Source organism: Bradyrhizobium genosp. SA-3, assembly GCF_004212635.1.
GTDB lineage: Bacteria > Pseudomonadota > Alphaproteobacteria > Rhizobiales > Xanthobacteraceae > Bradyrhizobium.
Genome location: NZ_PSRT01000089.1, coordinates 26,658 through 34,305, shown reverse-complemented (window position 1 = coordinate 34,305; position 7,648 = coordinate 26,658). Strand labels below are relative to the sequence as shown.

The following is a 7,648-nucleotide window of genomic DNA, read 5'->3' as shown; positions in this document are numbered from 1 at the left end:
GGCGCCCAGCTCTCGATCTCGGTGTCGGCCGACAGCGCGACGCTGCGCGGCGGCACCTTCAGGCCCGAGGCGCTCGCGGCATAATGGGCAACCGCCTTGGCGAGCAGATCGTCGAACCGGCCACCGTCGGTGCGCTCGGTCGCGGCCTCGTTGATCTCGAACAGCACTTCGGCTTCGGTGCGGCTCACCGGCTGGTCGTTGACGGCGGTGGCGGTCAGGATGCGTACGCACCAGGCGGTGTCATCGGCATCGAGCGAACGGGAGAAATGCACCCTTCCCTTGGTGGTCGGGCCTTCCCCCGTGATCACGCCGTCGCGCACGATGCTCAGCGCATGGGCCGCGGTATCGCGGCAGGACGGTTCGAGGGACGACGACTCGGTAGGCTTAGGCGCAGCGGCAGACATAGTTCACTTCCAGATTTCTTCTGATCGGCCAGCATTTTCATGCCGACGTAAAGGGGTGGTTAACGATTCGATACGGGGATCGCGACTTTTCTAGATGGTTGCCAATTGGTCGCTGTTAGGACCATTCTGGTTCTAGGAAGCGCCGGGCGAGCGTGATGAAATTCATAAAAGGCATTATCGGGGCAATCGCGACCATGTGACCCCGGATGGAGATGTCTCGCCGCAGGCGCCGCTGTAACAGAAAGGTGCTAGGAAATCGGCTCTTCAAAGAAGGAATTCACATTTTACTTGAGCCGGTTCACTTGGCCTCTCCGGCATTCTATACTGACGACGACGGCAAAAGATGAATTATCAAGTAAATTCAATGAGATGAGGTAGAACCATGACACTTCCGATCGGCGCCACCGCACCCGACTTCGAAGCTGAGACCACCGAAGGGAAGATCAAGTTCCACGATTGGATCGGCAACAGCTGGGCGCTACTGTTCTCGCACCCCAAGGACTTCACGCCGGTTTGTACGACCGAGCTCGGCGCTCTCGCCAAGTTGAAGCCGGAATTCGACAAGCGCGGCGTCAAGCTGATGGGCCTCTCGGTCGATCCGGTCGACCGCCATTCCAAATGGTCGGAGGACATCAAGGAGACGCAAGGTGCCGCACCGAACTACCCGATGATCGGCGACACCGATTTCAACGTCTCCAAGCTCTACGAGATGCTGCCGGCCTCGACCTCGGGCGATCCCCTCACCCGCACGCCGGCCGACAATCAGACCGTCCGCAACGTCTTCGTCATCGGGCCGGACAAGAAGATCAAGCTGGTGCTGGTCTACCCGATGACCACGGGGCGAAACTTCCAGGAGATCCTCCGCGCCATCGACTCGCTCCAGCTCACCGCCAAGCATCGCGTCGCGACGCCGGCCGACTGGACCCAGGGCGAGGACGTCATCATCGCGGGTTCGGTCTCCAACGACGAGGCCAAGACGATCTACCCGCAGGGCTGGAAGGAGCCGAAGCCCTACATCCGCATCGTGCCGCAGCCGAAATAACCCAACTGTCATCCCGGGATGGTCCGAACGACCAGACCCGGGATCTCGAGATTCCGGGCTCGGTCCTTTGGACCGCCCCGGAATGACTGCGTTGGATCACGCCGCGTGGACGCGGTCGAGGAAGCCGTCGACCTCGGCCTTGAGATGCAGGCTCTCGCCCGACAGCGCCTGGGCGGAGGCGAACATCCGGCCCGAGGTCTCGCCTGTCTCGCTCGCACCCTTGGCGGCGTGACGGACATTGACCGCGACATCGGCGGTGCCAGTGGCCGCAGCGCGAACGCTGGCCGCGATGTTGTGCGTGGCGCTCCGCTGCTGCTCGACCGCAGCCGAAATCGAGCCCGCGATGCTGCTGATGCGCTCGATGGTCTGACCGATCCCCTTGACGGCGGCAACCGACTCCTCCGTCGCAAGCTGCATGCTGGCGATCTGGTTCGAGATCTCCTCGGTCGCCTTGGCGGTCTGGCCGGCGAGCGTCTTGACCTCCTGAGCCACGACAGCGAAGCCGCGGCCGGCATCGCCGGCGCGCGCGGCCTCGATGGTGGCGTTCAGCGCAAGCAGGTTGGTCTGCTCGGCGATGGAGGTGATCAGCTTGACGACGTCGCCGATGCGCGAGCCCGCCTCGGAGAGCTGCGCGATACGCTGGTCGGTGGCCTCGGCCTGCCGCACCGCCTCGGCGGAGATCTCGTTGGATTCCTGAACCCGGCGGGTGATCTCGGAGATCGATTGGGACAGCTCGTCGGAGGCCGACGCAGCCGAACGCACGTGCTCGGAGGCATTTTCGGAGGCTCCGGCGGACCGCGCCGACAGATCGGCGGTGGAGCGCGCCCCATCGGTGAGCTGCCGCGCCACGCGCTCGAACTCGCCCGACGATGTCAGCACCTTGTCGAGAATACCGCCGACACTGCCGCGGAACTCCTCGACGAAGTTGCGCAGGTCGGATTTGCGCTGCTCGGCAGCCGCAGCTGTGGCCGCCGCCTGCTCGCTGCGCAGGCGCGCTCGCTCCAGCGAATTGCTCTTGAACACCGCGACCGTGCGGGCGATCTCGCCGATCTCGTCGGCGCGGTCCTCGCAGTCGATCGCAACGTCGCTCTGGCCATTGGCAAGCGCCGTGAGCGAACGCGTGACCGAGGTGAGCGGTTTCGTGACCCGTCGGACGATCACCAAGGTGAGGATCAGGACCAGGAGCGCGGCGAGACCCGCGGCGGCGGCCATGCTCTCGATCGCCTGGGACAGCATGCTCTCGAACTGGGCCATCGGGATGCCGACATAGAGAATGCCGGCGACCTTGCCGGTCGCGTCCAGAATCGGGAAATAGGCGGTCATGAATGTCTTGCCGAACAGCGTGGCCGGTCCCTTATAGGCCTCGCCACGACGCAGCGGCGCCTGCCCCGGATGATCGGGGGCAAGCTGGGTGCCGACGGCGCGGTCACCATTCTCTTTCTTCACGTTGGTCGAGCGTCGCACGAACTGTCCGCTCGCCTCGTCGAACACGAACAGGGTCGCATTGCCGCCGACATAGGACACCGCGCGATCGACGATGGCGTGATCCCTGAGGTCGGGCATCTTGGGAATCTCGGCGCGCTGGACAGCGCCATCCCGGACCGTGATCTTGACGTCTGGAACGGTCTCGGCAAAGGCCAGCGCCAGCGTGCGCAGATTGACCTCGATGTCGCGGAGCGCGCGATCATTGAAGGCGGACGTCAGCGACCAATAGCCGGCGCCGACCACGAGCGCTGTATTCATGGCGATCAACAGTACCGCGCACAGGACGGCCTTGGTGCCGAGCTTGAACTGCGGCAGGAACTTCGCCGAGAGAAGGTTGGACATGGATGGAATGACCCCCGTAATTCTTGCATATTCGTGCAATCGGCTTACGGCCCCATTAACGACCGTTCGCACCGCGGCCCGCGCCATGCTTTCCAAATCGTAAACGAGGACACCCCTGACCAGCGGCCCGCGCCGGCGCCTGGCGCCCCCTGCCCGCATAGAAGGAGCTGCGTCCTGCGCCGAAGTTCGCAAGCGACGCCATCGAAGCCGAGCGCTGGATGCCGGAGCTGAAGGACCGACCGGCGAAGCTGATCCACCCGCCGTGGCAGGCAACGCCGATCGAGCTTGCGAGCGCGGGCATCGTACCCGCAGCCGATTGTCGATCACGCCAGGGGACGCGAGCGCGCGCTCGCCGCCTGCGCAAAGATCCGCAAAGGTTGAGCGTTGCTTTGACACAATTTTGAAACCCGCTATCGTCATCGCTTCGTTCAAACAATGGGGGACGACATGGACGACGAGAAGCCGATCACAGAGCAGGCGATGGGCACGATCACCACCGCCGTGGAAGTGACCAAGGACGCCGCAGTCACCGCCGTCAAGCAGGTGAAGAAAGCCGCCAAGAAGGTCGCGAAGAAAGTAGCGCCGAAGAAGACTGCCAAGAAGAAGGCCAAGAAGGCTGCGAAGAAAGCTGCAAAGAAATCGTCCAAGAAAGCCGCGAAAAAGGCCACCAAGACGTCTGCGAAGAAGGCCGCCAAGAAAGCCTCCAAGGCGAAGAAGAAGGCCAAGAAGGCCAAGCGCTGATCGCAACGCGCAGAGCAGGTCTCCGGGCGCAGGCGCACCCGGAGACCGCTCCGGCGACAGCCTACCCTCGCCGTTTGGCTGCGCGCCGGCCCGGATGGTGCTTGCCCTTGGGATCGCGGTATTCGCTGCGATGGCCCTTCCGGTCCTCGGCGTTGAAGCGCCGCCGTTTTCCGGTGAGCCGAACTGCTTGATCACCCGTTTGCCGTTGACCTTCTTGATCACGTAGCCGCCCTCGGTCATCGAGAACGGCGCCTCGAGCGACCCCATATGGTCGAACTTGGTGCCGCGGGGATGCTCGAATGGCTCGAACCAGGACGGATAGGCGAAGTTCGACATCGGAAAGCCGTTGACGAGCAACGAGTCCTCCGGTCAACACACGTCAGGGCTGTACGAGCTGGAAACCGCTAAGAGCGTCGATTGACCACAAAGACCGCTGTGGCGCAGAGCGCCATGCCGGCGATGGCAATTGCGTCCAGCTTTTCTCCGAACAGCAGATAGGCCATCAGCGCCGTCACGGCCGGTACCAGGTAGAACAGGCTCGCGACCGAGGTTGCCGCGGCGTGGCGGATCAGCCAGTACAACAGCCCGATCGATCCGATCGAGAGCGCCACGGCCAGCCAGGCCAGCGCAAGCACGAATTCCCGCGTCCAGTGCACCACGCGGTCTTCGAACAGGAAGGCTCCGATCGCGAAGAAAATCGTGACGGACACGTATTGCACGAGATTGCCGGCGCGCCAGTCGATGTGATTGCAGTAGCGGCGCTGGTAAAGCGTGCCGAGCGTGATGCTGACGAGCGAGACCACCGAGGCGAGCCAGCCGAGTCCGGCTTCGCCGCTCATCGGACGGTTGTGCAGGATCAGCACGACGCCGCCGAGGCCGAGCACGAGACCGGCCCATTGCAGCGGCGTCACCTTCTCGCCGAGCCAGCGATTGGCGATGGTCGAGGTCAGGATCGGCTGCAGGCCCGGAATGAGCGCGGAAAGGCCGGCCGGAATCGAATGCGCGATCGCGATCGCGGTGCCGCCGAGATAGAAACCGTGGACCAGAATGCCGGCGACCGCGCTGTGCGCAATGCCGGTGCCATCAGGCCATTTCGGCCGCGCAATCGCCGCGATGATCGCCATCAGGCCGACCACAATCGCCATGCGGATGGCGAGATAGGTCAAGGGATCGGCATTGTTGACGACATATTTCGTGCCGATGAATCCGGTGCTCCAGAGCAGGACGAACAGGATCGGCGCCGCGCGGGCAGTCAGGGCTTCCGGATGATGGTTCATTGCCGCCCTCATTGCCCGATGGGACCCTATGCGGCAATACGAATTTCCGGACGAGCGATGCTGCGCTGCGACGGGCAGCGGGAGCCGCGGCTCAGCCGCTCACCATTCTTCCGGACAGGGATCGATGATTCTCCAGAGCTCGACCCCGTTCTTGATCTTCTTCATGTCGGTGGTGAGCCCGCCATTGCGGCGGATCCAGTCCTTCACCTTGTCGGGATAGTAGGACATGAGGTCAGAGGTGCCCTCCGCGCTGGTGACCTTGATGCCGAAGGTGAAGGCCTTATCGTAGTAGGCCTGGTGGAAGCCGAGGCTGGCGCGCGGCGTCACGCAGATCTTGTTCATCGGCACGATGCCGAGCACCAGTGTGCAGGCCGAATTGCAGATGCCGTCGATGATGACGCGCTCACCCTTCTCGCGCACGCGCTTGTACTTGGCCTTGTACTCCTCGACATAGCCGCCGTGGTCGCGGGTGATGTGCAGCTCCGCGCGCGCCGGCGTAGCGGCGGCGAGGCAGAGCAACAGCAGGCTCAGAAGCGTGATGCGCATGGCGGCGTGACGGCTTCAGGAATGGACCGGCCTGGAAGGAGCGCCCCAAAGGCCGGCGGCAGGATTCTTAATCGAATAGTCTTTGGTCATACTTGTGTGGGGAATTCGTTAAGCATCCCGAAAAGGCCAAAAATGGGCAGCTTTCGACCGCATGTCCGGCAATTCTGTCACACCCACCCGGAAATCCGTCGGTTTGGGCCTGATTCCACGCCTCCGGACCGATGTCCTGGCCACCCGGAATTGCTATAAATGGCCGACCTACTCGTGGGTTCCGGAGAATCGAGATGAGCAAATTGAAGCTTGTAGCCGCAGTTGCTGCCCTGTCGGCTGCAATCCTAGCCCCGGGCCTCGCGGAGGCGCGGGGACATCACCGGTACCACCGCTCCTACGCCAACCCGCTGCCCTACCCGATCAGCTATCTGCACAATTACGGACCCGGCATCACCCCCGGCACCTTCGCCTATTACGACGGCCCGTCGACCAACCACTGCTACCGGGGCGCGGCCGCCTATATCGGCCAGGACGGCCGCCGGCACCCCTGCTACTGAGGCGCCGCGCGTCCTTCCCCGCGGGCGCCCCTATCTAGCGGCGCCCGACTGCAGCAATTGCTTCTCGATCTCGTAGACCGGCAGCTTGACGAGGTCCTTGCCGACCTCGCCCTGAAGCGCCTTGCGCACGACATCGGAATAATCGGCGCGGATCATGCCCAGCGCACGCGGTGAGGCCACCATGGTCAGGGCCGAGGTCTCTCCCGCACTGACGGCGGCATCGAGACGGCCGGCCAAGCTCCGCAGGAAGGCGCGCTCGGCCTCATCGTGCCAATCGGTTTGTTCGACGGAGCTGCGCGCCCCGCCGGCCGCCCCATGCAATCGACCCGGCGCATCGGTCCCTTGCGCGCCGGTCGAGGGGTTGGGCTGCTCATGCACTTCCCTGGTGTGAAGGTTCGGAAACATCTCATCGCCGAGATTTTCCAGGATGAGCGCCTTGCGCCCGTCGCACACGACCAGCCAGTCACCCTTGTCCAGTCTCATCTTGTCCATTGCACAGCTCCAAGCAACCCGTGGGCCTGCCCTTCGAATTGCTCGAAAGGCTGGCCGTGCGGCAAGACTAGGGACGAAGCCGCGCCGGCGAATTGCGCAGGATCAAGGATGGCGGCATGTCGTGCGGGCACCTGCTGGCGCAAGCACAACATTGGTCCGGCGCTCGAACCTGGAATAATCTGGCGTCGTCAAGGTCACGCCTGCGGCGGGCTCGCTGAAGATTTGTTCATCAGCATTACATTTCGGTTCCGCCACAATTTGATCAGAACATCATCGATATCCTGCGTCGCGTCAGCGGAGGAAGACATTATGAAGTTCAAGATTGGCCTCGTCGCCGCATCCCTGTTCGGTGCCCTCGCGGTATCGCCGGCGGCGTCCGCCATGCCCATCGCGCCCGCACCTGCAACGCCAGCGGTCTCCGACGTCGAGCAGGTCCGCATGGTCTGCAACGCCTGGGGACGCTGCTGGTGGCGTCCGAACTATTATGGGTATTACGGACCGCGGCCGTACTACGGCCCCCGGTATTATGCGCCGCGCTACTACGGCCCACGCTATTATGGCTACGGGTATCGCCGCTGGTAATATCGAAGGGGCCCTCGGGGCCCCTTCGCTTTTGCGAGACCGTGGACCGCTTGCCCTGACCACCTGCGCGGCCGGCCTGGAGCAATTCCAAAACTGATCTAGATCAAAGATGAAATCCGTCACTCCGTCATTGTACGGGGATGGCCGATTTGATCGTTTTCCGATGTCCCCAGACGGGCATGAATGTGC

Annotated in this window: 9 protein-coding genes and 2 pseudogenes; 5 read left to right on the top strand and 6 right to left on the bottom strand. The window is 63.3% G+C overall.

What is annotated here, in order from left to right; genetic code table 11:
* Positions 1 to 404, bottom strand: a 404-nt coding sequence (locus CWO91_RS27630; protein WP_130218032.1) for a hypothetical protein, incomplete at its 3' end; no start/stop codon positions are given.
* 382 nt (positions 405 to 786) lie between these two features.
* Between CWO91_RS27630 and CWO91_RS27625 the strand changes: the two genes are divergently transcribed.
* A complete protein-coding gene (locus tag CWO91_RS27625) occupies positions 787 to 1,446 on the top strand; it encodes a peroxiredoxin (protein ID WP_130218030.1) in 660 nt (219 codons plus the stop codon).
* A 96-nt stretch (positions 1,447 to 1,542) separates the two neighbouring features.
* On the opposite strand, the gene CWO91_RS27620 is transcribed toward CWO91_RS27625, so the two are convergent.
* Positions 1,543 to 3,273, bottom strand: a complete 1,731-nt coding sequence (locus CWO91_RS27620; RefSeq protein ID WP_130218028.1) for a methyl-accepting chemotaxis protein — start codon at positions 3,271 to 3,273, stop codon at positions 1,543 to 1,545.
* Positions 3,274 to 3,485: 212 nt separating this feature from the next.
* On the opposite strand from CWO91_RS27620, the pseudogene CWO91_RS44515 reads away from it, so the two are divergent.
* Positions 3,486 to 3,654 (top strand): annotated as a pseudogene (locus CWO91_RS44515) (FAD-binding domain-containing protein); the annotation flags it as partial.
* Positions 3,655 to 3,720: 66 nt separating this feature from the next.
* Positions 3,721 to 4,014 carry a histone gene (locus tag CWO91_RS27610; protein WP_165405742.1) on the top strand — a complete coding sequence of 98 codons (294 nt, stop codon included), beginning with the start codon at positions 3,721 to 3,723 and terminating at the stop codon, positions 4,012 to 4,014.
* 61 nt (positions 4,015 to 4,075) lie between these two features.
* Here the strand turns inward: CWO91_RS27610 and CWO91_RS44510 are convergent.
* From CWO91_RS44510 to CWO91_RS27595, 3 genes and pseudogenes are all read right to left on the bottom strand, one after another.
* Positions 4,076 to 4,380: pseudogene (locus CWO91_RS44510) on the bottom strand (hypothetical protein); the annotation flags it as partial.
* Between the two features lie 38 nt (positions 4,381 to 4,418).
* Positions 4,419 to 5,291, bottom strand: a complete 873-nt coding sequence (locus CWO91_RS27600) for a DMT family transporter (RefSeq protein ID WP_130218024.1) — start codon at positions 5,289 to 5,291, stop codon at positions 4,419 to 4,421.
* A gap of 99 nt (positions 5,292 to 5,390) precedes the next feature.
* Positions 5,391 to 5,837, bottom strand: coding sequence for a hypothetical protein (locus tag CWO91_RS27595; RefSeq protein ID WP_130218022.1), 447 nt, complete (start codon positions 5,835 to 5,837; stop codon positions 5,391 to 5,393).
* Between the two features lie 284 nt (positions 5,838 to 6,121).
* On the opposite strand from CWO91_RS27595, the gene CWO91_RS27590 reads away from it, so the two are divergent.
* Positions 6,122 to 6,385 carry a hypothetical protein gene (locus CWO91_RS27590; protein WP_128933188.1) on the top strand — a complete coding sequence of 88 codons (264 nt, stop codon included), beginning with the start codon at positions 6,122 to 6,124 and terminating at the stop codon, positions 6,383 to 6,385.
* Positions 6,386 to 6,415: 30 nt separating this feature from the next.
* On the opposite strand, the gene CWO91_RS27585 is transcribed toward CWO91_RS27590, so the two are convergent.
* Entirely contained in the window at positions 6,416 to 6,877 is a 462-nt protein-coding gene (locus CWO91_RS27585) for a host attachment protein (RefSeq protein WP_130218020.1), read from the bottom strand.
* Between the two features lie 309 nt (positions 6,878 to 7,186).
* Here CWO91_RS27585 and CWO91_RS27580 point away from each other — a divergent pair, with 309 nt between their 5' ends.
* On the top strand, positions 7,187 to 7,459 hold the full coding sequence (locus tag CWO91_RS27580; protein WP_130218018.1) for a hypothetical protein: 273 nt from the start codon (positions 7,187 to 7,189) through the stop codon (positions 7,457 to 7,459).
* Positions 7,460 to 7,648 lie beyond the last annotated feature (189 nt).